20 protein-coding genes and 1 pseudogene are annotated in these 25066 nt (G+C 61.9%); 4 read left to right on the top strand and 17 right to left on the bottom strand.

Going from position 1 to position 25066, the window contains the following annotated elements:
- The first annotated feature begins 7 nt into the window (after positions 1 to 7).
- The 3 genes from QNH97_RS10075 to QNH97_RS10085 are packed head-to-tail and all read left to right on the top strand — an operon-like array spanning position 8 to position 2882.
- On the top strand, positions 8 to 808 hold the full coding sequence (locus QNH97_RS10075; RefSeq protein WP_135846261.1) for a carbohydrate ABC transporter permease: 801 nt from the start codon (positions 8 to 10) through the stop codon (positions 806 to 808).
- Between the two features lie 10 nt (positions 809 to 818).
- The gene (locus QNH97_RS10080; RefSeq protein ID WP_283556668.1) at positions 819 to 1091 is read left to right on the top strand and encodes a DUF2160 domain-containing protein; all 273 of its coding nucleotides are present in this window, start codon (positions 819 to 821) and stop codon (positions 1089 to 1091) included.
- Between the two features lie 48 nt (positions 1092 to 1139).
- Positions 1140 to 2882, top strand: a complete 1743-nt coding sequence (locus QNH97_RS10085) for an ABC transporter substrate-binding protein (protein WP_283556669.1) — start codon at positions 1140 to 1142, stop codon at positions 2880 to 2882.
- Between the two features lie 860 nt (positions 2883 to 3742).
- Here the strand turns inward: QNH97_RS10085 and QNH97_RS10090 are convergent.
- The 17 genes and pseudogenes from QNH97_RS10090 to QNH97_RS10170 form a co-directional block, all read right to left on the bottom strand.
- Positions 3743 to 4684, bottom strand: a pseudogene (locus QNH97_RS10090) (alpha/beta hydrolase).
- Positions 4685 to 4914: 230 nt separating this feature from the next.
- Complete coding sequence (locus tag QNH97_RS10095) at positions 4915 to 5709, bottom strand: ChbG/HpnK family deacetylase (RefSeq protein ID WP_283556670.1); 795 nt, start codon at positions 5707 to 5709, stop codon at positions 4915 to 4917.
- Entirely contained in the window at positions 5681 to 6856 is a 1176-nt protein-coding gene (locus tag QNH97_RS10100; protein WP_283556671.1) for a GNAT family N-acetyltransferase, read from the bottom strand. The genes QNH97_RS10095 and QNH97_RS10100 overlap by 29 nt, the downstream gene beginning before the upstream one ends.
- 5 nt (positions 6857 to 6861) lie before the next feature.
- Positions 6862 to 7551, bottom strand: coding sequence for a GNAT family N-acetyltransferase (locus QNH97_RS10105; protein ID WP_283556672.1), 690 nt, complete (start codon positions 7549 to 7551; stop codon positions 6862 to 6864).
- Entirely contained in the window at positions 7548 to 9506 is a 1959-nt protein-coding gene (locus tag QNH97_RS10110; protein ID WP_283556673.1) for a hypothetical protein, read from the bottom strand. The genes QNH97_RS10105 and QNH97_RS10110 overlap by 4 nt, the downstream gene beginning before the upstream one ends.
- Before the next feature lie 116 nt (positions 9507 to 9622).
- Positions 9623 to 10927, bottom strand: a complete 1305-nt coding sequence (locus QNH97_RS10115; RefSeq protein WP_283556674.1) for a lipopolysaccharide biosynthesis protein — start codon at positions 10925 to 10927, stop codon at positions 9623 to 9625.
- The gene (locus QNH97_RS10120) at positions 10924 to 11928 is read right to left on the bottom strand and encodes a polysaccharide deacetylase family protein (protein WP_283556675.1); all 1005 of its coding nucleotides are present in this window, start codon (positions 11926 to 11928) and stop codon (positions 10924 to 10926) included. The genes QNH97_RS10115 and QNH97_RS10120 overlap by 4 nt, the downstream gene beginning before the upstream one ends.
- Positions 11929 to 11940: 12 nt before the next feature.
- Entirely contained in the window at positions 11941 to 13077 is a 1137-nt protein-coding gene (locus tag QNH97_RS10125; RefSeq protein ID WP_283556676.1) for a glycosyltransferase family 2 protein, read from the bottom strand.
- Entirely contained in the window at positions 13070 to 14029 is a 960-nt protein-coding gene (locus QNH97_RS10130; RefSeq protein ID WP_283556677.1) for a glycosyltransferase, read from the bottom strand. Before QNH97_RS10130 ends, QNH97_RS10125 begins: the two co-directional genes overlap by 8 nt.
- Positions 14026 to 15396, bottom strand: a complete 1371-nt coding sequence (locus QNH97_RS10135) for an O-antigen ligase family protein (protein WP_283556678.1) — start codon at positions 15394 to 15396, stop codon at positions 14026 to 14028. Before QNH97_RS10135 ends, QNH97_RS10130 begins: the two co-directional genes overlap by 4 nt.
- Positions 15393 to 16496: a glycosyltransferase family 4 protein gene (locus QNH97_RS10140; RefSeq protein ID WP_283556679.1), complete on the bottom strand. Its 1104-nt coding sequence runs from the start codon at positions 16494 to 16496 to the stop codon at positions 15393 to 15395. Before QNH97_RS10140 ends, QNH97_RS10135 begins: the two co-directional genes overlap by 4 nt.
- Complete coding sequence (locus tag QNH97_RS10145; protein ID WP_283556680.1) at positions 16493 to 18085, bottom strand: GumC family protein; 1593 nt, start codon at positions 18083 to 18085, stop codon at positions 16493 to 16495. The genes QNH97_RS10140 and QNH97_RS10145 overlap by 4 nt, the downstream gene beginning before the upstream one ends.
- 15 nt (positions 18086 to 18100) lie before the next feature.
- Complete coding sequence (locus QNH97_RS10150) at positions 18101 to 19126, bottom strand: polysaccharide biosynthesis/export family protein (RefSeq protein WP_283556681.1); 1026 nt, start codon at positions 19124 to 19126, stop codon at positions 18101 to 18103.
- 20 nt (positions 19127 to 19146) lie between these two features.
- Positions 19147 to 19791, bottom strand: a complete 645-nt coding sequence (locus tag QNH97_RS10155; protein WP_283556682.1) for a CpsD/CapB family tyrosine-protein kinase — start codon at positions 19789 to 19791, stop codon at positions 19147 to 19149.
- The gene (locus QNH97_RS10160; RefSeq protein ID WP_283556683.1) at positions 19792 to 20538 is read right to left on the bottom strand and encodes a sugar transferase; all 747 of its coding nucleotides are present in this window, start codon (positions 20536 to 20538) and stop codon (positions 19792 to 19794) included. It abuts the gene before it with no gap.
- Positions 20535 to 21593, bottom strand: a complete 1059-nt coding sequence (locus tag QNH97_RS10165) for an NAD-dependent epimerase (protein WP_283556684.1) — start codon at positions 21591 to 21593, stop codon at positions 20535 to 20537. Before QNH97_RS10165 ends, QNH97_RS10160 begins: the two co-directional genes overlap by 4 nt.
- Positions 21590 to 22954, bottom strand: coding sequence for a UDP-glucose dehydrogenase family protein (locus QNH97_RS10170; protein WP_283556685.1), 1365 nt, complete (start codon positions 22952 to 22954; stop codon positions 21590 to 21592). The genes QNH97_RS10165 and QNH97_RS10170 overlap by 4 nt, the downstream gene beginning before the upstream one ends.
- 377 nt (positions 22955 to 23331) lie before the next feature.
- Here QNH97_RS10170 and QNH97_RS10175 point away from each other — a divergent pair, with 377 nt between their 5' ends.
- Positions 23332 to 25029, top strand: a complete 1698-nt coding sequence (locus QNH97_RS10175) for a sulfatase-like hydrolase/transferase (protein ID WP_283556686.1) — start codon at positions 23332 to 23334, stop codon at positions 25027 to 25029.
- The last annotated feature ends 37 nt before the right edge of the window (positions 25030 to 25066 follow it).

Here is a 25066-nt window from a genome sequence, read left to right on the forward strand (position 1 = left end):
CCGTACGATGAGCAAGAGAAAACTGATTCCGCTGCTGATCTACATCCTGTTCCTGCTGGTGCCCATCTACTGGCTGCTGAACATGTCGTTCAAGAGCAATACCGAGATCCTCGGTAGCCTGACCCTGTGGCCCCACGATTTCACCTTCCAGAACTACAAGGTGATCTTCACCGACCCGAGCTGGTACACCGGTTACCTGAACTCGCTGTACTACGTGAGCCTGAACACGGTGATTTCCTTGGGCGTGGCGCTGCCGGCGGCTTATGCGTTTTCCCGCTATCGGTTCCTGGGGGACAAGCACCTGTTCTTCTGGTTGCTCACCAACCGCATGGCGCCACCGGCGGTGTTCCTGCTGCCGTTCTTCCAGCTGTATTCGTCCATCGGGCTGTTCGACACCCATATTGCCGTGGCGTTGGCCCATTGCCTGTTCAACGTGCCACTGGCGGTGTGGATCCTCGAAGGCTTCATGTCCGGGGTGCCGAAAGAAATTGACGAGACTGCCTACATTGACGGCTACAGTTTCCCCAAGTTCTTCGCCAAGATCTTCATTCCGTTGATCGGTTCCGGCATCGGTGTCACGGCGTTCTTCTGCTTCATGTTTTCCTGGGTCGAACTGCTGCTGGCACGCACGCTGACCTCGGTGAATGCCAAGCCGATCGCGGCGGTCATGACCCGCACCGTGTCGGCATCCGGTATCGATTGGGGTGTCCTGGCGGCGGCGGGAGTGTTGACCATCCTGCCGGGTATGCTGGTGATCTGGTTCGTTCGCAACCACGTGGCCAAGGGCTTTGCCCTGGGCCGGGTCTGAGGAGTCGATGATGGAATGGATGAACTGGACCGCCCCCACGGCGGCTTTCTTTGGGGTCATCGGCTTGCTGCTGGCAGGCATGACCACGTGGGAATTGCGTTCGCCGAGTATCCCTCGGCGTGGTTTCCTGCCGATTGCCACCACCCGTGGCGATCGGTTGTTTATCGGTCTTCTCGGTAGCGCCTACCTGCATCTGCTGGTAATTGGCGTTACCGACTGGAGCATCTGGATAGCGTTCGCGTTGTCTTTGGTGTGGCTGTTGGCAGTGATGCGGTGGGGCTAGTCGCGAGTGTTCGACGATCAGGCTCTTAAACCCAAACAGGAGGTCTCTATGTTCGATAAAAACAATAAGCTGCGACATAGCGTTTCATTGGCAGCCGTGCTGGCGCTCAGCGGATTGAGTGCTGTGGCCTGGGCCGACGCCTATGAAGACGCCGCTAAAAAATGGATCGGCAGTGAATTCAAGCCGTCAACCCTGACAGCCGATCAGCAGCTCGAAGAACTCAAGTGGTTCATCAAGGCGTCCCAGCCGTTTCGCGGCATGAAAATCAACGTGGTGTCGGAAACCATCGCCACCCACGAGTATGAATCCAAGGTGCTGGCCAAGGCCTTCAGCGAAATCACCGGGATCCAGCTGACCCACGACCTGCTGCAGGAAGGCGACGTGGTGGAGAAGCTGCAGACCCAGATGCAGTCGGACAAGAATATCTATGATGGCTGGGTCAACGACTCGGACCTGATCGGTACGCACTTCCGCTACGGCAAGACTGAATCGATCACTGACCTGATGGCCAACGAAGGTAAGGATTTCACTTCGCCGACCCTGGATCTCAAGGACTTCATCGGTACCTCGTTCACGACCGCGCCGGACGGCAAGCTCTATCAACTGCCCGACCAGCAATTCGCCAACCTGTACTGGTTCCGCGCCGACTGGTTCGAGCGTGCGGACCTGAAGGCCAAGTTCAAGGAAAAATACGGCTACGAGCTGGGTGTCCCGGTGAACTGGTCGGCCTATGAAGACATCGCCAAGTTCTTCTCCGAAGACGTCAAGGAGATCGACGGCAAACGCGTCTACGGGCACATGGACTACGGCAAGAAAGACCCGTCCCTGGGCTGGCGCTTCACCGATGCCTGGTTCTCCATGGCCGGTGGCGGCGACAAGGGGCTGCCCAACGGCTTACCGGTGGACGAGTGGGGTATTCGCGTCGAAGACTGCCATCCGGTCGGTTCCAGCGTGACCCGTGGCGGCGACACCAACGGCCCGGCGGCCGTGTTCGCGACCACCAAATATGTGGAGTGGATGAAGAAGTACGCACCACCGGAAGCGGCGGGCATGACCTTCTCCGAGTCGGGTCCGGTGCCGTCCCAGGGCAACATCGCCCAGCAGATTTTCTGGTACACCGCCTTCACCGCCGACATGACCAAACCAGGGCTGCCGGTGATGAACGCCGACGGCACGCCAAAATGGCGCATGGCGCCGTCGCCGCGCGGTCCGTACTGGGAAGAGGGCATGAAGCTGGGTTATCAGGACGTGGGTTCCTGGACCTTCCTCAAGTCCACGCCTGAGAAACAAAGACTGGCGGCCTGGCTCTACGCGCAGTTCGTGACGTCGAAAACCGTGTCGCTGAAGAAAACCATCGTCGGCCTGACGCCGATTCGTGAGTCGGACATCAACTCTCAGGCGTTGACCGACCTGGCGCCGAAACTCGGTGGCCTGGTGGAGTTCTACCGCAGCCCGGCCCGCGTGCAGTGGACCCCGACCGGGACCAACGTGCCGGACTACCCACGTCTTGCGCAACTGTGGTGGAGCCACATCGCCGAAGCTGCCAGCGGCGAGAAGACTCCGCAACAGGCCCTCGACGGTTTGGCGAAGGATCAGGACGCGATCATGACCCGTCTGGAACGCTCCAAGGCCCAGGCCACTTGCGCACCGAAAATGAACCCCGAGCGCGACGCGCAATACTGGTTCGACCAACCGGGCGCACCGAAGCCGAAACTGGCAAACGAGAAGCCTAAGGGCGAAACGGTGAACTACAACGAGCTGCTGAAATCGTGGGAGGCGGCCCGCAAATAAACCTGTATCTGCAATGAATGAACGGCACCGAAAGGTGCCGTTTTTTTTGGGCGCGCCAGGGACGCTAAGACTGCTTGTGGTACCCCCATACCTGTGGGAGCGAGCTTGCTCGCGAAGGCGTCAGCACATCCACCTCCCTGCAAACTGACCCACCGCTATCGCGAGCAAGCTCGCTCCCACAGGGGATTTGTGGTGCACGCAAGGTCATTGAACGACTCGAAACCAGTGTGGGAGCGAGCCTGCTCGCGAAGGCGTCAGCACAGTCAACATCTCTGCAAACTGACCCACCGCTATCGCGAGCAAGCTCGCTCCCACAGGGGATTTGTGGTGCACGCAAGGTCATTGAACGACTCGAAACCAGTGTGGGAGCGAGCTTGCTCGCGAAGGCGTCGGCACATTCAACCTCCCTGCAAACTGACCCACCGCTATCGCGAGCAAGCTCGCTCCCACAGGGGATTTATGGTGCACGCAAGGTCATTGAACGACTCGAAACCAGTGTGGGAGCGAGCCTGCTCGCGAAGGCGTCGGCACATCCAACCTCCCTGCAAACTGACCCACCGCTATCGCGAGCAAGCTCGCTCCCACAGGGGATTTGTGGTGCACGCAAGGTCATTGAACGACTCGAAACCAGTGTGGGAGCGAGCCTGCTCGCGAAGGCGTCGGCACATCCAACCTCCCTGCAAACTGACCCACCGCTATCGCGAGCAAGCTCGCTCCCACAGGGGATTTGTGGTGCACGCAAGGTCATTGAACGACTCGAAACCAGTGTGGGAGCGAGCCTGCTCGCGAAGGCGTCAGCACAGTCAACATCTCTGCAAACTGACCCACCGCTATCGCGAGCAAGCTCGCTCCCACAGAGATCAGCCAGCCTTGGCTGAACTGGCCTGGGCGCGTCTTGCCACTGGCGAGGGAGCCGGTTTCATCAGGGCATCCAATGCCTGCCGGTAGGTTCGGCCCGCCAGACTCATGCTGTTGTTGTGCGTCGCGCCGGGCACCAGCAACAGACGCTTGGGCTCCTGGGCGGCGTTGAACAGTTGCTCGCTGAAGCGCGGAGGGACGTAGCGGTCGGCGGAACCGTGCACCACCAGCAACGGCATGTTGATCTCATGGATTTTGTCGATGGAGTCGAACTTCTGCGACAGCAGCCAGCGCACTGGCAGCGAGGTGTTCGCCATGGCGGTTGCCACATCGCCCAGGGACGTGAACGTGGATTCGATGACCAAGCCTCGGGCTGGCACGACGCTGCCGTCTTTTGCTGCCTTCTGGCCAAGTTCGGCAGCGAGGTCCACGGCCACGGCGCCGCCCAGGGAATGGCCGTAGATCAGCCGCCGGGCCGGGTCCGGTTGCAGTACTTCAAGGCGCTGCCAGGCGATGCGCGCGTCTTCGTAGACGCTGGCTTCCGATGGTAGATTGCCCTGGCTTTTGCCGAAGCCGCGGTAGTCGATAGCCAGCACCGAAAAACCCAGGGCTCGCAACTGCTGGATACGAAACAATTAGCCGGTCAGGTTCCAGCGCACACCGTGCAAATACAGAATCGCCGGCGCGTTTTTTTGTTCGGCCGGCCACCACCAGCCATGGATACTTTCTCCGGCCTTGAAGCTTTTGGGCTTGAGATCGAATTCTTGCACGCCGCTGGGAAGCCCGCTGAACCAACGGGCCGTCCCCGGCTCGATGCGAAACACCAACTCGCGCTCCTTGTGCTGCAAAACGGCGCAGCCCACCGGTAGGCCGACCACCATCGCTGCCATGAAAAACCAGGCCAGCCAACGCTGTTTGAGGCTAGAGAGTAAGGATGAAGGCATCGACGCAATTCGCTACGAGAGTCAGAAGCTGCCTTTTAACAGATTCCTTCCAGGATGCGCTGGAATTTCGGACGGTGTGCCTGTGGCGAGGGAGCGTGCCCGGCCCTCAATCTTCCGAGGCGCAACTCGATCGAATTCTTGCCGTTTCACCCACTCGAAATTCAGCACTCATCACTCTCGAGGACGATGCCATGACAAGCGAGCATTCCAAACGGCAGGCCCAATAGGCATCACTGCACATCCCCCAGTTCAACCAGCTCAAACCTCCGTCCATTCTCGCCATACCCGACCTTCGGCACCCCCGCCAGACGCCTGTGCAGCACGTGGCTCAGCGAGTTGCCGGGCATCAGGCTGGCATCGCCAAAATCCCCGTCCATTTGCAGCGGATGGACGATGACTTCAAGCGAACCGTGGTCCGGTGGTGCAGCGTGGTGCAGGTCGGCCGGTGTGCAGACGTAGTCGGCCGTTGCACCGCAGAGTCGGCGCAGGCGCCGGTTGAGCAAGGTCTTGAAAATCCTTTTGGGCGTGTTCAGGTTCGGTCCAAGGTTGCGCGCCAGTCGCACGGGCACACCGTGCCGGGCGGCGAAGCGTGCCACCAATGCGCCGATGGGCCAGATGTTATGCACGTGTTGGTGCGAATCCAGATGGCTGGGACGTAGGCCACGGTCCAGGCAGTGTTGCCACTGTGCCTGGAGTTCTTCTTTCACCGCCGCCTGATCTTTAGCGCTCAGGCGCAGGCAGTAGCGCGACAGGTTGAGGTCGAATTCGCCGTTGATATCGCAGAAGGCCGCCCGTGAGGTGATCGATTGGCTCAGCGGCGATCCATAAGTGAGGTTGAAGTGCAGGCCTATACGTCCTTCGAGCAACGGGTGCCGGGCCAGCTCGCACGCCTGATCAAACGCCGGCATGTTCGCCATGGCCGTGGCGGAGCTGATCACGCCTGCTTCGAAGGCCCGCAGGATCAGTTCGTTTTCACTGAGGCTAAGCCCGAAGTCGTCAGCGTTGACGATCACTTGGCGAGGCATGCGTGTTCTCCGAAGGCTGGGTGGGAGAAGATGGTGTCGTCGCGGTCGGTTTGGCCCGGCGCTTGCCAAGCCACGGCTTCAAGCTTTTCCATAGCCGCAGGGCGAAGCCCAGGAGCAAGCCATCGGGCTGCCAGGAATAGAAGCTCCAGCGCCAGTGCTCCAGTTGTCCGGTCATGCGTTCATGCAGTTGATGGCTGGAGTTCTCCAGGCTGACCCGCGACGCATCGATCCAGCGCCAGTTCTCGTCCAGCCCCCAGCGAATCCACTCCTCAAGCAATACCCGGCCGCTGCCCAGGTCTGCGTGCTGCGGCAGGAAGGCCAGGTTGTAGTCATACAGCCGCCCCTGGTCCAGCAGGCCAAGGCGATAGCTGATGCATTCGCCGTTGAGCTCCAGCATCACCACCCGCACCTGGCCTTGGGCGGCGAGGGCGGTAAAGGCGTGGTTCATCCACTGCCGGCGCCTCGGGTCGGCGAAGATGCCGACGCCTTCCTCGCCTTTCCAACTGACGGCCTCGACTTCAGCGAGGGCCCGCAACAACTGGCCCATGCTAATGGCGTCTGGCGTCACCCGGCGGATCTCCGCTCCGCAGGCAGCAATCCGCTTGCGCGCCCGGCGCAATTTGTAGCGTGGATCGCCGGATATCTCTTGACGGTCACTGTCGCTGATCAAGTGCACCGGAACCCGGCAACTGAGGCGCCGCTCCCCGGTGGAACTCAGCGCCATCCAGGCGCTGAGGACGCTTTGCTCACCGACCGGCTCGATCACTTCATTCAATTGCAGCAACGCGTGAGGCAGATGCTGACGGATCTGCATCAATGCCTGGCCCATGCCTTCGGCGTCCAGAAGCGCCAGCAAGGCGATGCGGTCTGTCATTGGAAAACCCAAGTGATGCAACACCCGGAACCGCAGCCCGCCGATACGTTGAAATCCTGATATCAGGGGCAGGCAAAGGCACAAGGTCTGGTCCTGCCAGCCCAGCAGCATATGCAATTGCTGCTCGGGCAACAGCGCGAATTCCGCCGCTTGTAGCCAGGCCAGGTTGTTGAACGGCGTTGCGTCGGCCACCTGGGTCAGCAGCTGTTCATAAGCTGATACAGGAAAGTCCGCCGCGCCCAGGGAGCGACACCATTGGAACCGGATCGTCATGGGGATCAGGCCGCCGAAGTCGAGGCAGCCGGCTGGGCCGGTTTACGAAAGGCGTCCAGTGCCGTGCCGGTGTAAGACGTATTGCGCAGGAACCGCCAATGACCGAGCAAACGGTATAGGTGGGTGATCTGGCCGCGCTCCTGGAAGCCCATGCGGATATGCATCTTGATCGCTTGGATGTTTTGCAAATCGCAGACATCGACCATTGTGTTGCAACCCTGGTCCGCCATGACTTTCCACACCTCCAACTGCATGTCCGCCGAGATACTGGTACCCCAGTATTGACGAATCGCCTCGCCACCGAACTGAAAGTACTCGCCAGGCTTGATCGGAAAGTTGCAGCGGTAGAAATGGCGGTCGAAATAGTCCCGTGTACTGGCCCAGGCGAAGCCCACGGTGTCGCCCTGATCATCCAGGTACATCAAGCCTGTGTAGCCTTCGGCCGCCAGCTCGCGCATGGTGTCGACGCGGTCGCCGAAGTGCCGGGCAAAAGCATCGGCATTGCTGACCGTGATGAACTCCAGGCGCATCGGTGGGTAGGGCTTGAGGTTATGTGGGGGGAGCGGGGTCCGTATGTCATGCTCCAGCCACACCAGTCGGGTGTGGGAAAATACGTAGCGTCTGCATAGCTGTATTAGAACGGCGCGCAGACCTTTTTTCTGAATGCGATCACGCAATGTTTGCAGAGCGTTCATGGTGCCTCCTGACGGTTGGCAGGGTGGGGGGAAAGAGGAGCTGTCCAACTGAGGGCGAACACGGTTTCCCCTGGCAGGAGAAACCCGACCTGGCCGGCCTTGCAATCAAACGGAACGCTGTGGCTGCGGTTGTCTGGGCCGAAATACATCAGGGTCATGCCTGACTGAGGGCAGACCGTGCCGTCGAGGCTGACCTGGTGGGCTCGCGTGCTTTTGTTCACGCCCAGCAGATTGCGTTGCGTTCCAGTGGCCATGGCCAGCGCGTCGACTTCAAACGCATCGTTGTCCAGGCGCAGCACCTGATCGAGCCAGTGCTGTTGAATAAACTGCTGGGCCAGGCCCACGGGCTTGAGCTCGAAGCGCTGATTGTCCAGCACCCGCACCATGCCTTTGGGGTATTCAGGTTCGTCGGCGAGCATGAACCAGTTGAGCATGTCGAGCCAACCATCCGCAGAGGCGTTGATCGCCACCGATGTCCACCACAAAGCGGCGTAATGGGTTTCCTGGTCGTAAGGGCTCAGGCTCGAGCCGCTGGACATGTTGGTCTGGTCCAACAGCAAAGCCTTGCGGGGCCGGCCCTGGCTGTCCAGTCCCACCAGGTTGGCGGCCTGACGGACACTGTCGCGGTAGACCCGGGTCGCCAGCAGATCGCGGATCATCCATTCATGCCAGGCCAGGGCGTCGATCTGGTCGTCGGACGTCGCGAGCAGGCGCCGTGCCCAGTCGATCCCGCGCTTGTCAGCTGCATTTTCGGTGAAGGGGCCGTTGGTGAATCGGGAGCTGGCGGGTATGGCGATGCGGACACCGGCGCGTGCGTTGGCGGGATCGGCGCGGACCTGGGCAGCCATGGTCTGGAACAGTTGCTGGAAACTGGCGAAGTCTGGGTAGTTGAGGTTTGGCTCATCGGCAAAGCTGAGGTAATGAATGCCGTTGTCGCCCGAAGCCCGGGTCGACATGAGCCAGGCTTGCAAACCGCTGAGACTGGTCCGGTCGGCCTGCAGATCCGCACGGCGCTGGGTGGCGGCCAGCAGGGTGATGTCTTGGCTGATGCCGAAGCGGCCCCGGTACAAGCGTCGGAAGGCATCTTCATGATTGACCTTGGCGGCCATGACGTCGACGAAGCTGTAGAGGGTTGCCGCCTGGGGTTTGAGCGCATCGAGCATAGCGTAGCTGGATGGCGGCAGTAGCTCATAGGGCATGTATATGCCCAGCTTGGGGGTCTTGCCGAGCGCTTCGTCGTACAACGTCAGGTGGGTCTGCCCCGGCTCCTGGCGCACCGGTTGCAGGTGCGCCGGGTCCTGGGCGAACAGGTTGGCCGTGCCGTCCAGCCAGAACGCCAGTTTGCCATTGCCCTGCACATGCAGGCGCCAGATTTGATCGACGTCCGTGACCGGCAGGGCCACTTGGTCGAACTGCCAATAGGCGCGGTACGGCTTGAGGTTCAGTTGGAGCTGTTTGCCGTCGGCGACGCGCCGGGCTTGCAATGCGCGTGCGCCGTTGTGGAATTTGCCTGCCAACACCGCCTGCTCACCGGCCGCCACTTTGAAATACAACTCGTCGCCGTCGTGGGCTTCGGCGCTGAAATGCACCTTGGCCGGGGCAAACAGGGCACGGGTGCGCGCGTCGTGTTCGACGCTATAGCGCCGGAAACTGTAGCCGGGAATTTCCAGCCGATAACTGGCGGCACCCGGCAGCAGCGGCCATTGCTGTTCGCCACGGGTCTGATCCGCCTTGACCACGCGTTCACCCGCCAATTGCCCGTGGCCGTCGAGCAGATACAGATGTTCGGCATTGGCCTCGGCTTGCCAGGCAGGCACCCAGCGCACGGTGACAGAGGCCGGGCGGTCGGTTTGCAGGTACAGGCTGCCGTCGCGGATACCGGTCCATTGCATGGACGCTGCTTGGGCCAACGTCGCCAACAGCAGGAAACACAGGCAGCCGCCGATTTTGAGCATGCGCTGCACTGCCCCCATCGCGAGCAAGCTCGCTCCCACGGTAGATCTGTCATGTCCAACACCGGACCCTGTGGGAGCGAGCCTGCTCGCGATGGCGGTATGACTGGCAATGGTGTTCACGCGGATTTCCCCAACAGCATCTGACGCATCGGCAGCAAATCGCTGGGCAGGATAATCAGCGTCTGCCACACCGCCACGCCGCTGAGGCGGCAATACAATGCGAGCATCGCCAGGGTCACGCCCAGATAGGCGATTGACGAAGCGGCGGCAGCGCCGACGATCCCGTAGCGCGGAATCAGAATCAGGTTCAGCGCCAGGTTCAATAGCGCACCCACGCCCATCAGCAACGAAACGCTACCGGGACGGTTCTTGCCCAGTAGATCCAGGCGCAGGATGCTCGCGTAGCACAACCCGAACACCCCTGGCAGCAGCGCCAGCAGGGCCGGGTACGCCGGTTGATAGGCGATGCCGAACATGGTAACGATCAGCCATTCGCCGATCAGTACCATGCCCAGACAGGCGCCCAGCATGGCCGTGGCGGTCAGGCGCAAGGCCAGCGGGGTCAGGCGCTTCATGTCTGAGTCTTGCTGCAGCAGGCGTTTCATCAGTGGCGTGGTGACCGCTTCCGGCACGATATGCAGCAGTTCGGCCGCCGCGCTGGCCATGGCGTAATGCCCCAGCGCCGTGCTGCCCAGCAGTGCGCCGATGAAAAGGTAATCCGAGCGCATCATCAGTTGCTGGAACAACAGGTCCGGATGACTGCGGACACCGTAACGCAACAGTTCGTTCTGGCCGGTGCGATCCCAGCGCAGGGTGACAACATGGTCGCGACGCAACCACATCCAACCCGCCAGTACCACCAGGCTCAGGCCCGCCAGCCAGCTGATCAGTGCCGCTTCCAGCGCTTTGTCTTTCCACATCCAGAACAGCGCCACGAACAGCAACAGCGGGACCAGGGACTCCGTCAGCCGCAAGGCGTTGAACGCGCCGACGCCGCCGGAGGCGTTGTGCAACGTCAGCAGGCCACTCTTGAGCACCGCCAGTGGCACGGCCAGCAACAGCAGCCAGGCCAGCAGTCCCAGTTGGGTGGTGATGTCCAGTTCGGCGCCGAACTCACGCACCAGCGCCACCACTAGCAGCGTCAGCAACCCCGCTAGCAGGCAACCAAAGACCAGCACGTGGCTGAGCAACAGGCTCATCGAGCGGTGCTGCGCCGCCTGATAACCCACGGCGGAATTCAAGCCCCCACTGGTGGTGGCGCTGATCAGGTCCGGCAGGGTGCTGAGCAGTGCCAACAGCCCGCGTTCGCTGGGCCCCAGGATCCGTGCCAGCAACACGTTGCGCAACAGGCGCAGGCCAATCATCGCCAGGCTCGTGCCCATGCTCAGCACCAAGAGCCTGAGGTAGCGTGCGCGGTTCATGAACGGGCTCCTCGGCGAATGCGCCAGGCCAGTAATTCAGGGTGGCAGGCGTTGCGCTGGCTGACGCCGAAACGTGGCAGGTTCAGAGGGTCGCCGTCATGGCGATACAGTCCGGCCTCGGTGCCCAGCGCGAACGGAAAACCGTGGGCTGCCACCTGTTCGCGCACACGGGCATCCTGGTCGCCGTTGGGGTAGCAATACACCGGCAGGGGTTGGGCGCAGCCGTTTTCCAGGGCGGTCCAACTGCGGGTCAATTCTTCATGCAGGCGCTGGTCATCCAGCCCGGTCAGGATCGCATGGCTGGCGCCGTGGGGGCCGAAGCGCACCAGCCCGGAATCTTCGAGCATGCGCACTTGGGTCCAGTCCAGCGCCTGGGGTTGGGAACCTTGCGGGCAGGCGTCGGTAAGGTCGCTCAAGGTATGTGGATCGAGGCTCTTGAGGCTTTGCAGAAAATGCAGCAGCGCCACGCTGCGGCGCTCGTCATCGATGTCATCGAGCAACACCGGCAGCGGCCGGCCGATGTGGTGCAGGTGTTCGATCAAGGCATGCCGCGCCACCTGCCCATGGCTGCCCCACAGGGTCTCGCCGATGCTTTCCCACCAGAAGTGCTGGCGGCTGCCGACGAAATCAGTGGAGAGGAAAATGCTCGCCGGCACCTGGTACTGGCGCAGCAGCGGGAAGGCATTCATTGCGTTGTCGCGCCAGCCGTCGTCGAACGTCAACGCCACCCGTGGACGGTTCGGAACGCTTTCGGGGTCGGCCAGCAACAAGCTCATCAACGGCACGCATTCAAAATGCCGTAGCAGCCAGATCAACAGGTGTTCGAACGCATCCGGACCCACGCACAGCTCGTTGCGATGGGGCAGTTCGGCGGCGCGGTCGTTGTTCAGCACCCGGTGCAACATCAGGATGACGCCAGCGCCACGCAACGGGTGGCGGCCCAGGGACGTGTTCAGGTACAGCCAGCCGCCGGTGCGCTTGAAAACGTGTTTGATCGACATCGGCCTCACTCCTTAGCGATTCTGCTCGGGGTTCCATTGGCTGTAGCGCTGGCCGCGCAGGAATTGCCACAGGCCGATGCTCATGCCCGCCAGCGTGACCAGCACGAACGCGGCCAGGCGAAAGGGGCGGGGCAAGCGATGGCCCGCGTCCATCAAGCCGATCAGCGCCATGGCATAGCCGAGCAATTGCGCCAGCAGGCTCAGGCGATAGAACGGATGGTCGTTCCACAGCCAGGCATTGCTCAGCAACAGCGGCAAGAGCAACACCGGCGCCAGGCGGCGGATCAACTTGTGGCTGATCAGCCCGATGGCGTAGAGCCCATGGCGCAGCGGGTTGAGCAACTCCCGGCGCTGGGCCAGGCTCTGCAAACCGCCGACGGTGACCCGCTGGCGACGGCGAAACTGCTTGTTGGCTTCGTCCACGCCTTGATCGGTCACCCGGGCCCGTGGCGCGTAGACGATGGACTTGCCCATCGCCGGCGCGCAGGTACTGAGGAAAAAGTCATCGTTGACTTGCGCCGGTATCGGTTGGAACAGCGCCCGGCGCAGGGCCAGCAGGGCGCCGTCGGCCGAGACCATGCAGCCGGTGCGGCTTTCCACCCGGCGCAGCCAGCCTTCGTAATGCCGGTACAGGCTGTCGCCCAGGCTCAGGCCCTTGCCCGGCACGGGGATTTCCATATGGCCGGCACAGGCGCCGACTTCCGGATCGCCCAGCGGCGCCAATAAATGGCCGAGAGTGTCCTGGGCCCATTGATTGTCGGCGTCGGTGAACACCAGGATGTCGCCCCTGCTGTGGCCCACGCCGGTATTGAGCGCGGCGGCCTTGCCCTGGCGTGGCAGGTCGAGCACGGTGATGCGCGGGTCGACCACTTTGTGCGCACAGGCCACCGTGTCGTCGGTGGAGCCATCGCTGGCAAGGATGATTTGCAACGAGCGGGCCGGGTAATCCTGGGCCAGCAACGTGCGCAGTTTCTCTTCGATGTGACGCGCCTCGTTGTGGGCGGCAATGACAATGCTGACGTCCATCGGCAAGGCCGTGCCGTAGCGCCGGACAGGGAACAGCGGAGCCATCAGGCTCAGCATCAGCGGGTAGCCGAGGTAGGCGTAGACGGGCAGCAACAGACAAGACCAATAAATGAATTCAGCCACGGGCGGGTCTCCTGACGTTCCATTGACATAGATTGAGTAGCAACGCGGCGCCGGTCAGGTGCAGGCGCACCCCATGCAGGATCCACAATTGCAAGGCCAGGTGCGGGTCGCGTTGGCTCTGGCGCAGGCTGAGGATCAAGGCCGGCAACGTGGCGATGAACAGCAGCATCAGTCCCAGGCGCGCCTGGCCCTGGAGCAGCGCGACCAGTGCCAGGAGATCCACCCCCCAGGCGCCGATGGACAGCGCGGGAAAGCGCAACAGGCGCAGGCTCGGTCCATGGCTGCGCAGCAACTGCCAATGACTGCCCTGGCGCCACAATTCCTTGCTCATCCATTCGCGCCAACTGCGTTCGTAGCCCCAGTGCAGGGCCACGCTTTCGTTGACCAACAACAGCTGTGCACCGGCCTCGCGCAAGCGCAGGGAAAAATCCTTGTCTTCGCCGGTGCGCAGGGTTTCGTCGAAGCCGCCAACCTGATCGAACCAGGTGCGGCGCATCAGTAGGTTGGCGCTGGGCAGCCACTGCACCCGATGCAGGGGACGCGACCCCGGCCGCCGGCTGCGGCGCTGCCAGGCTCGTGCGAACCATGGCGCTTGCCCGGGCGTGTCCAAATCAAGCCCCAGTACGTCGCCCTGGCAGCCTGCCATTTCGACCAACAGCTTGAGCCAGTCGGCCGGCATCTCCATGTCGGCGTCGATGAACGCCAGCCAATCACCGCTGGCGACCGCCGCGCCACGGTTGCGCAGGGCACCGATGTGCACGCCGGGCACGATCAGCACCCGCGCGCCGAGCTCATTGGCGATACGCGGGCCATGGTCATCGGAGCCGTTGTCCACCACGATCAGCTCGCAGTCCAGTTGCGCCTGGCGCGCGGCTTCCCACGCCGCCAAGAGGGTGCGGCCGATGTGCAGGGCCTCGTTGTACATCGGGATCACGATACTGACGCGGCTCATGTGCGAGCCTCCTGCGGCGCGGCCTGTTCGGCGTCGTAGCGCAACACGCTGGTCAGGGCGAGCATGATCCACAGCAACTTGTGATTCGGCGCGCTGAGGAACATCAGGAACAACGCCAGCGACAGGAAGCTCATGCCCAGGTGCGTCAACAAGTCCGCTTGCGCCCAGTCCCGGCGCTGTAGCCAGAGTTGCCGCGCGCGCAGCAGGTTGTAGAGGCCCAGCCCAATCGTACCGACAAACATCAAGCCGCCCGGCACGCCGATTTCGCTGAAGATTTCCAGGTAGGTGTTATGGGCCTGGCGGTACAGATCCCCTCGTTTGCGATTGGCCGAGAACGCCTTCGCGTAGCCGGTGGGGGCGTAGTGCTGCGGAAACGTCCCAGGGCCTGAACCGAGTATCGGGTTCTCTCGGATCATCTGGCTGCCCACCACAATGTACGAGGCGCGGCGACCCAAGGATCCGTCCTTGTGGGCGTTGGTGCCGGAACTGAGGATGCTCAATGACTGGATGCGTGCCACGTAGCCAGCAGGCATCAAGGCAACTGTCGCCGGGACCATGAGTGCTAGGCCGAGCATCGCGAACCCCAGGTGCCGAGGACGTACGCGTGGTAGCTGCGCCCGATAGTGATACAACCCGATCATCAGGCTGAGCAACAGCACAACCAACCCTGAACGCGATTCGGTCTTGGTCATTCCACCCAGCAACAGGATGAAACCGCCACCCCAGAACAACCGGTGCAACAGGTTCTGGCTGCGTATTGTCAACAACAATGCCAGCGGTACGGTAAACGCAATCAACAGCGCAAAGGCGTTCGGGTCTTCCAGCAAACCCGAGGCGCGGCCCTGATCCTGGTACCTGGCTGAAAACATCGCGAGCAAGCAGGCCGTGGCGACGCTCACTGTCATCAGCCGGGCGAACATGTCCAGGTTCAGCTCGCGACCGATCAGCAACGTGATCACGAACAGAATCAGCCCTACTGCGAGTTCACGCAGATGCGTCAGGGACACGCCCACGTTTTCCGAGATCAACAGGCTCAGGCCATACAGGGCCATGAAGCCGATCAACGGCTTCCAGATATTGCTCCGCAAGCGCGTCGCAGGAATTTGGTGCAAGGCCAACTGCAGCATCAGGATCAGGATCAGCGCCACGCCGAAGAATTTGCTGCCGGAAAACGCGTTGTCCTTGAACAGGCCTTCGAACGGCAGCAGCGCGGCAATGCCCAGCAAACCCCAGCCGGGCTTGCGGTAGAGCATGGCAACACCCACCAGGCCGAGCACCGCGCCGGGCGCCAGGAACGGATAAGGACTGGCCAGCAGTGCCAGGCACACCAGCCCCAGCAGACTGACGATCGAGAGCGGGACGATCATCGCCGAGCCTCCCGTGCCGTGCGGATATAGAGTTGTGACCAGCGTTCGGCCAGCGTGCGCAGGTCGTAGCGGTCGCGTTGGGTGCACCGTGCGTTGTCGGCGAGGATCCGCGCCAGGGGCGGTTCGCTGAACAGCGTTTCGATCTGGCGGGCCAGCGCGTCGCTGTCCGCCGGCGTAGCGAGCAGGCCGTTGTGACGGTCTTGCAGCACATCGGGTATGCCGCCGACGCCGAATGCCACCACCGGCACGCCGGCTTGCATGGCTTCGAGCAGGATCATCGGCGTGCCTTCGGTACGTGAACTGATCACTAGCGCATCGAGGCGGCTCCACCACTCATTCATGTCGGTCTGGTAACCGGGCAATTCGATGCGGGTGGGCAGCCCGGCGTCGGCGATGCGCTTGAGCAAGGGCTGGCGTTCCGGGCCGTCGCCGAGCATCACGGCGTGCAGCGACGCGTGGCGCTGGCACAGCGGGATCATGGCGTCGAGGAACAGATCCGGGCCTTTCTCGCTGCTCAAGCGCCCCACGTAGCCGACCCGCCAGCGCTGCCGATCGTCGCGGTGGGGCAGCAGCGTCGTGCTGGCCGGCAGGCCGTTGGGGATCACGTCGAGTTTTTCCGCCTTCACGCTGGCCTGGCGGTGCAGAGCGGCGATGCTTTCGGCCACGCATACCACCCGCTTGACCGGCGCGGTACGGCACAGTTGCAGGCTCAGCCACGTATAGAACCGCTGTTTTGGACTGCGCGGCGTGAAGCCGTGCTGGGTGATCACCAGCGGCAGGCGCAGCATCGTTGCTGCGGCCCAGCCGAACAACAGGCCCTTGAAGTTGTGGGTGTTGATCAGCGGTCCCTCGGCGCGCCGTCGCCGCAAATGCTGCAACAGGTCGGCCCAATTGGCGCAGTGGTGGCAATCGACCCCGGCCTGGCGGAACCGCGTGATCAAGGTCGGTGGCGCCGCCAGAAACACCACTTGATGCTGGCCGGGTGTCGCCAGGCAATGATCGAGCAGCATCCGCTCGGCGCCATAGAAGCCGCCGCTGTCGAGCAGATGAATGATCGACAGGGGGCTGTCTTGGCGGGACGGGCCGAACGGCGCGTTCAATTTTTCACCCAATGGACAAGGCTGGGCAGGCTCCAGTTGCGGTGCGGATTGACCTGCGTGGGTGATTGCTCGTTGATCACCAGCAAGACCGGCAGATCCAGTTGCTGGCTGATTTGCGCTGGGTGCTTGAAGCGATGGTCGAAGAACTCACGCACATAGACCAGGGCGATCGCCAGCAGCAGGCCACTGAACATGCCGAAGACAATAATCAGCATCGGCTTGGGAAAGGCCGCGGCGGTCGGTTCGAACGGCGGGCTCAGGACCCGGGCGTTGGACAGGTCGTTGTCCAGCGAGCGCACGGAGCTGGCCTCGGCGAAGCGCTGGGCATAAGTCGAGAAGGCCGCATGCAGCGCGTTGATCTCGGTGTCCATCTGCCGCAGCTTGCTCTGGGTTTCCTGCAACTGATGGATCCGGTCCTTGAAGTCGGCGATGCGCTGGGCCTTTTGATTGATCACCGAACTGACCACCGCCAGGTCGGTACTGCGTTCCTGGATGCGGTTGTTCACCACCTTGAGAAATTGCTGGCGGGTGCGCATGATCTGTTCGCGAGCCAGCAACATCGGTTCGCTGCTGGGTTGGAAGATCGCCAGGTCGTTCATGTAGCGGCTGACCTGGCTGGTCAATTGCTCTCCCAGTTGCCTGATTTCCCGGTCTTCGAAGGCAATGTTGTCCACGGTGGTGGTGAAGGTGAACGGGAAGGTGTAGTCGTTGAACCGCGAGCTGTTCGCTGCCGCCAGGGCGGTCTTGAGGTAATCGAGCCAGCGTTGGCTTTGCAGCAGGCGATCCTGGTACAGGTTCAGGGCCTGCTCCTCGGTGTTGATCGCATTCAAGCGAAAAGTGATTTCTTCCTTGGGATCGGAAGATCCGATGCCTTCAAGCAGTGTCAGGCGATGGCCTTCCAAGCCGTCAAGGCGCGTCTGGTACTGGACTTTTTTCTGCTCGTAGAACGTCTGGGGCAACTCGATCGATTGCAAGTCCTGGCGGCCGGTGAGGTAGTTCTGCAGCAGTTGCGCCACGAACCGGGTGCCCTGGGCAGGGTCGCCGAAGCTGTAGACGATCGAAATGACGTTGGAGCCAGGCAGGGTTTCGATCTTCAGGTTTTCGATGGCCTGATCGGTCAGCGTATCGAGGACGGTGTCGCGTACTGGATCCACCTCCAGCCCCAGGCCGTCGCGCAGCGGATTGATGACGTATTCGCGCAAAGGCTGGGTGATGTAGCGCTTGAGCGGTTCGCTCACCCACTTGTTGAGGGCGCCCGGGCTTGGGGTGTATTCACCCTGGTCGCGCAGGGTCTTGATGGTTTCGCGAATCAACGCCGGCGAGCGCAGGATGTTGCTCTCGGTTTCCATGTCCGCCAGGGACGGTGGAACGAACGTCGCGTTTTCCTGGTTCAGCGACGTGGTGGCGTCGCCCTGGGAGAGCTTTTTCGACTGGACGATCACTTGGGCGGTGATATCGAAGCTCTGCTTGAGCATCAACGGCAGCACCAGGGCGATCACGGCGAAAATCAGGAAGACGCGCTTCACCCACTGCTTGTTGGCGAAGAAGATCCTGAAGAACTCGTGCAGATAGTTTTCCTTGGGGTTCATGATCGGTCACCTGGGTCAGTTACTGCCGCTGCTATTGTTGTCGAGGTCGTAGCCGAAGCTGACGCCAACGCCCTGGAACAGCACCACGTCGGCCAGTTGCCGAGCCATTTCACCCGCTTTGGCCAGGCCGGTCTTGGGCACGAACAGCATGTCTTCCGGTTGCAGGTAGGCGATCTGCGAGGCGTCACCGCTCAGGGCTTTTTCCACGTCATAGTGGCGGGCTTCGACCTGGTTGCCGTTGCGACGCATGATCACCACCGAGTCGAGCCGGGCCTTGACGTTCGTGCCACGAGCCAGGGTCAGGGCCTCGAGGACCGAGATCGGCCGGCGGATCGGATAGGAACCGGGCTGGGCCACTTCACCGAGGACATAGATCTCGTTGCCGGCGGTGGACTTGAGCAGCACATCCACCGTCATGTGGCCGGGCAGTTGGGCGTAGCGCTCGTTGAGGAAGGTCTCCAGCTGGGTGACGGTCATGCCTTGCAACGGCACGGAACCGATTTCCGGGAAGCTGGCGTAGCCATCCCTGCCCACGATGATTTCCCGGCTCATGCCCGTGGCCGGGTGGGTCAGGGTGTTGCGCAAGTTCGTCTCGCCGGACAGCGGGCTGGTCACCAAAACGGTCAATTGGTTGCGGTTGGGCTGGAACAGCATCTTCTGGTTGTAGGCACGCTGTACCTCCAGGCGCGCCTCGTCGGTGGTCAGGCCGGCGACTTTCACCGAGGTGTTGGCGCCCGGCAGTTCGATACTGCCGTCGGGCATCACCTGCTGCGTGCCGTTGAGCTGGCTGGCGGCGGTGAAGTTCAGGGCAATCTGGTCGCCTGGCTGCACTCGATAAGCCTGGGAAGAGGTCGTGTCGATGTGAAAAATCACATCCAGCACATCCTGCGGCCTCAGGGTCTGTTCGACCCTGGGCATGTCGGTGGCCTGGGCGTTGGCCGGTGCAGCCGTGAGGATCTGCACCGGCATCGAGCGGGTATCGGTGGTGCTGGAGCAACCGGCAAGCGGCAGCAACAGCAGGACAAGCATTCTGGCGTTCATCTCGTCATCCTTTTGCAGGCTTACAGGTTGTTGTAGAGCCACTTGGGCATGTAGTACTTGCGGCGGTTGAAGACGCTACCGACCACTTTCGCGCCGGCTTGGGACAAGCGCTGGCGGGCGGCCTGGGCCACTTCCCAGCGCGTGTCTTCACCGCGCACCACCAGCACCACACCGTCCACCTGGGTGCTGAGCACCAGCGTGTCGCTGGCCGAATACACCGCATCGGCGTCGACCACCACAAAGCGGTACTGCGCCGCCAGTTGCCTGAACAGCGGGCGCAATCGCTCGGGGCTCAGGTGCTCGGCATTGCGGCCCAGGCGACCGTGGGGCAGCACATCGAAGGGCAGGCTGGACGCCTGCACCACGCAGTCCTGCAATAGGGGAGGGGCGAGGCTGTTGAACAGCAGGTCGGTGAAGCCGCGCTCCTTGTGCAACGACAGTTGCTGGCTGAGGTTGCGCGGTGACTGGCTGGCGTCCACCAGCAGCACACGACCGCTGCTCATCTGCGCCAGTTGAGCGGCCAGCGCCATGGTGCTGGTGCTGGTGCCGGTGCCGGTGTTGGCGGCCGTCAGAAGAAGGATCCGCAGATCCGGGTCGAGCACGGTCGAGGTCAGGTTGGTCTCGCTCGGGCTTGCGATAGTCGGGATATTTGTTGAGCCGTCCATTTAACTCGCTCCGTGGCCGCTGAAAACTTTGAAGGGGGTAATCATCAGGATCTTCAAATCCAACAACAGGCTTTGCTCAGCGATGTAGCTGAGGTCCAATTCCACGCGCTGGTCGAAGTCGATATTGCTGCGCCCGGAGATCTGCCACAGGCCGGTCAGGCCGGGGTAGATGCTCAGGCGCACAAGATGGTTGTCCTTGTAGCGATAGGCGTTGAACGAGGTCGGCCGCGGGCCCACCAGGCGCATGTCGCCGGTCACCACATTGATCAGGTTCGGCAGTTCGTCGAGGCTGCTGCGTCGCAGGAACCGGCCGATGGGGGTAATGCGCGGGTCGTTGTCGATCTTGAAGTCGATAGCGTCGGCACCGTGCTTGTTGAGGTGGCGCAGCGACTCCTTGAGGGCTTCGGCGTTGGCGACCATAGTGCGGAACTTGTACATGCCGAAAACCCGCCCCCTGTAACCGGTGCGCTTCTGCACGAAGAGCACCGGGCCGGGGCTGGAGAACTTGACCAATAGGGCCAGACCCAGCAGCAGCGGGCAGAGCAGCAGCAGGATCGCCAATGCGCCGAGGCACGCCACCACGCGGTTGGTGCGCGAGACGGTCCAGGGCCGACCGCCGTCGCGGCCGGTCAGCCAGCCACGGCCTTGTCGGTGGATGGCGGCGTCCAGGCGCCTGCGGTGGTCGGGGTCGACACGTTTGTCGCGTCCGAGGGTGTTGATCGGAATATTCTGCTCATGTCGGGTCATAGGTTCCTCCGCTGGAGTTCAGCCGCGTGCGGCGCGTGGGCGATGGGCAGTGCGTAGTAATCGAGGAACCACTGGACGAAGCGGCCCAGGCCGTCCTCCAGCTCGATGCCGGGCCGGAAACCGGTGGCCCGTGCCAGGTCGCTGGCGTCGGCGCAGGTATTGAGCACATCCCCCGCTTGCAGCGGCAGCAGCTCGATGCGGGCGGTTCGGCCCAGGTGTTTTTCCAGCAACGCCACGTAGGTGCGCAGTGCCACCGGGTGCTGGCCGCCGATGTTGTAGACCCGCCAGGGTGCACGGCTGGTGGCCGGGTCCGGTTGTGCGTGATCCCACAGCGGTGTGACGTGGGGCGGTTGTTCGATCAGCCGGGCGATGCTCTCGATGATGTCGTCGATGTAGGTGAAATCACGCTGGTGCTCGCCATGGTTGAACAACTGCAGCACACGGTCTTCGGCGATGGCGCGGGCAAACTGGATGGGCGACATGTCCGGCCGGCCCCAAGGGCCGTACACCGTAAAGAACCGCAGGCCGGTGCAAGGGATGCCGAACAAATGGCTGTAACTGTGGGCCATCAGTTCGTTGGCTTTTTTGCTTGCCGCGTACAGCGACAGGGGATGGTCCACGTTGTCCTGCACCGAGTACGGCGTGCGCTGGTTGGCGCCATACACGGAGCTGGAGGAGGCGTAGACCAGGTGCTTGACCGGATGCCGGCGACAGCTTTCCAGGATGTTCAGGAAACCGGTGAGGTTGCTGTCGACATAGGCCCGCGGATTTTCCAGGGAGTAACGCACACCGGCCTGGGCGGCGAGGTGAATCACCACCTCCGGGCGGCGGGTCTGGAACAGTTCATCGATGGCCGAGGCGTCGGTCAGGTCGATCCGGGCCAGGGGGAACTCGCCGGCCTGGTCTTTCACCCAGGCCACGCGATCGTGCTTGAGCTGCGGGTCGTAGTAGTCGTTGAAGTTGTCCAGCCCGCACACCCGATGCCCGTCGCGCAACAGTCGCAGCACGCAATGGGCGCCGATGAATCCGGCCGCGCCGGTCACCAGGACATTCACGCTTGCGGCCCTTGGGTTGGCAGGCTTGGCAGGGTGTGCCGCAGCCCGATGCCGCGATACAGCAGTCCGGCGGCCGCCAGGTGTTCAGGGTTGTACAGGTTGCGGCCATCGATGATGACCCGGGCGCGCAGTTTGCTGGCCAGCAGGTCGAAGTCCACTACACGAAAATTTTTCCACTCGGTGCAGATCACCAGGGCGTCTGTGTCTTCCAGGGTGTCATCACGAGTGGCGCACAGGTTCAGGTCTTTGCGATAGCCATAGAGACGGCGGCATTCGGACATGGCTTCCGGGTCATAGGCGTGGACCCGGGCGCCTTCGCGCCATAGCGCTTCCATCAGGTAGCGGCTGGGTGCTTCACGCATGTCGTCGGTGTTGGGCTTGAAGGCCAGGCCCCAGATGGCAATCGATTTGCCGGCCAGGCCGTCGGGGAATTGCTGCGCCAGTTTCCCGAACAGGATGTGTCGCTGGCTGTCATTGACGTCGGTGACACTGCGCAACAGGCGCAGTGGCATGCCGTTTTGTTCAGCGGTGTGCAGCAGGGCGCGCAGGTCCTTGGGAAAGCACGAACCGCCGAAGCCGCAGCCGGGGTAGATGAAGTGATAGCCAATGCGCGGGTCCGAGCCGATGCCCTTGCGCACCGCTTCGATGTCGGCGCCCAGGCGTTCGGTGAGGTTAGCCAGTTCGTTCATGAAGCTGATGCGGGTGGCGAGCATTGCATTGGCAGCGTACTTGGTCAGTTCCGCGCTGCGGTTGTCCATGAACATCAGTTTTTCGTGGTTGCGGCAAAAGGGTGCGTAGAGCTCCGTCATCTGGTCGCGGGCCAGCGGGTCGGCGGTGCCGATAATGATCCGGTCCGGGCGCATGCAGTCGGCCAGGGCGCTGCCTTCCTTGAGAAACTCGGGGTTGGAGACCACGCGTACGGTGAGCTTTTTCAGGCCCCGGCGTTCAAGGACCTGGCGCGCGCACTCGGCGACTTTGTCGGCCGTGCCCACCGGCACCGTGGACTTGATGATCAGGGTGCGGTCGCTGTCCATGAAATCAGCGATTTGCCGGGTGACTGCCAACACATGGCTCAGGTCGGCCGAGCCGTCTTCATCGGCGGGGGTGCCGACGGCGATGAAAATCAGTTCGCCGTGATTGACCGCGTCGCTGGCCTGGGAACTGAACAACAACCGTCCGGCCTTGATGTTGTCTTCGAGCAACACGGAGAGCCCCGGCTCGCTGATGGTCGGGACCGCTTGTTGCAGCTGCCGGATCTTGTTGGGGTCAATGTCGATGCACAAAACGCGGTGTCCGACGTCGGCCATCGCGGCGGCTTGGATCAACCCCACATACCCCGTACCAAATACGCTCACGTCCATCTTTGGCGCGCCTCATGAACCGAATGATGTAACTCGGATGAAACTGTTTAGAGGGGTATAGCGCAGCTTCAGAAAAGCGTGTCAGCAAAATGACAGTTGTCAGTGTTGGCAATTCAAGTGAAGTCGGGCCTTTTGATATCAAGTCATTGACTGACTTAGGGAAGTGGCGGTTTTATTGGGTATTTATGGGGTTTAACAAAGCGATGAACGGTAGTTATCCATAGTTTTTTACATTTTGTGACGGTAATTCGTGTCATTTTTGGGGTAACTATTTTTTGACGCGTGGTTGGGGAAAGGCTTTTCTTGCGCTTTGAAAGCCCGCTGCTAATGTGCAGAAACGAACCCCTCTTCAACGCCGTGCTACCGCCGAGAAAGACATGCTCCGATACCTCAAGGAACTGCTGCTGGTGCTGTACCTGGTGCGGGGGTATGACTATTACCTTGACCGTCTGGGGGCACTGGGTTTTGGTTTCGCTACGCTGTTGTTCGCAGCGATGTTTGGCGCGTTGGTGGTGGCGTTGTGGATGAGCGCCCACATTCGCCAGACCCTGGTGCGGCATCTGTTCGCGCTGGCGATGTTTGCTTCGGCGGTGTTCTTCGAGGTGTACACCCGGGTGACCGACAGCTACCTGACGTACAGCCAGTTCGTGTCACTGGTGTACTCCGGTGGTTTCATCCAAGAGGCGGCCTATCAGTACCGCGAGGTGATCATCAGCGCTGCGGCCGGTGGCTTGTTGCTGTTGTTGGGGCTTGGCCTGAAGCCTCGCCGCTCGGTGTCGTTGCCCGGTTTTCTGCCCATCGCCGCGCCGGTGATGGGGGTGTTACTGCTCAGCGCTGTGCTGTTCGTGCGGGCGGGCGAGGGCGCGCGCGGCCTGCCGGTGATGTACACGCCGTTGGCCTATTTGAATCTCTTTGCCTACGAGTCCTTGCACAACACCATCGGCCCCCGGGAGCCGGTCACCCTGACGCGGCGATCATCTTTGATCGAGCAGGACATCGTACTGATCATCGATGAAAGCATCGGTGGCAATTATCTGGATATCAACACGCCGTTTGGCGTACACACCGGTCTGAAGACGCCGCCCGAGGGCGTGGACGTCTTCAATTTCGGCTACGCAGCCTCCATCGCCAACTGCAGCGCCGACACCAACGTCACCCTGCGTTACGGCGGCACTCGCACCGACTACATACGCATCAACAGCACCCGGCCGTCGATTTGGCAGTACGCCAAGAAGGCCGGCTTGCGTACCGTCTACATCGACGCCCAGCGCACCGGCGGCCACCTGCAGAACCTGATGAGCGACCTTGAAAAACAGGACATCGATGAGTTCGTCCAATTCGACGCGGTCAGCGTGCGCGACCGCGACATGGCGGCGGCGGCGAAGTTGATCGAATTGCTGGGCGACCACCAGGCCGAACTGGTGGTGATCAACAAGGTGGGGGCGCATTTCCCGGTACACGACAAATACCCCGATGATTTCATGAACTACCGCCCGGCCTTGCCGCGCGGGCAGTTCCAGGAAGTGGCCGATACCGGCAGCCGCGAAGGCTTCAATGGGCAGAAAGATGATTGGCTGTTGTACCGCAACGCCTACCAGAACACCTTGCTGTGGAACATCGGCGAGTTCTTCAAGCGGATTTTTCAGCAGGCCAATCTGAGCAACGCTGTGCTGATCTACACCTCCGATCACGGCCAGGATCTGCACGAGCGCGGCAACCCTGGGCTCAACACCCACTGCGGCGGGGAACCAGTGGCGGAAGAGGGGTTGGTGCCGTTGGTGGTGATTCAGGGCAGCCAACTGCGCACCCTCGATTGGCGCGATGCCTGGGCGCAAAACAAGGACCGCTCGAGCCACTACAACATTTTTCCGACGCTGTTGCACCTGATGGGGTATGACCCGGCCGGAGTCGAAGCGGTCTATGGAAAATCCCTTGACCAACCGACCGATGATGACTTCACCTTCAACTACCGTTTCAACGCACGGTTGGGCGCCAAGCCAGCGTGGAAACACATCGATCTGGGCAGCATCGTGACACCGCCACCTGGGCAGGCTGAAATGGCGGTGGGGCATTGATCGGCGTGGACGCAATTGCACACTCGACACCGCCAAC

It is taken from the genome of Pseudomonas sp. G2-4, from assembly GCF_030064125.1.
Lineage (GTDB): Bacteria > Pseudomonadota > Gammaproteobacteria > Pseudomonadales > Pseudomonadaceae > Aquipseudomonas.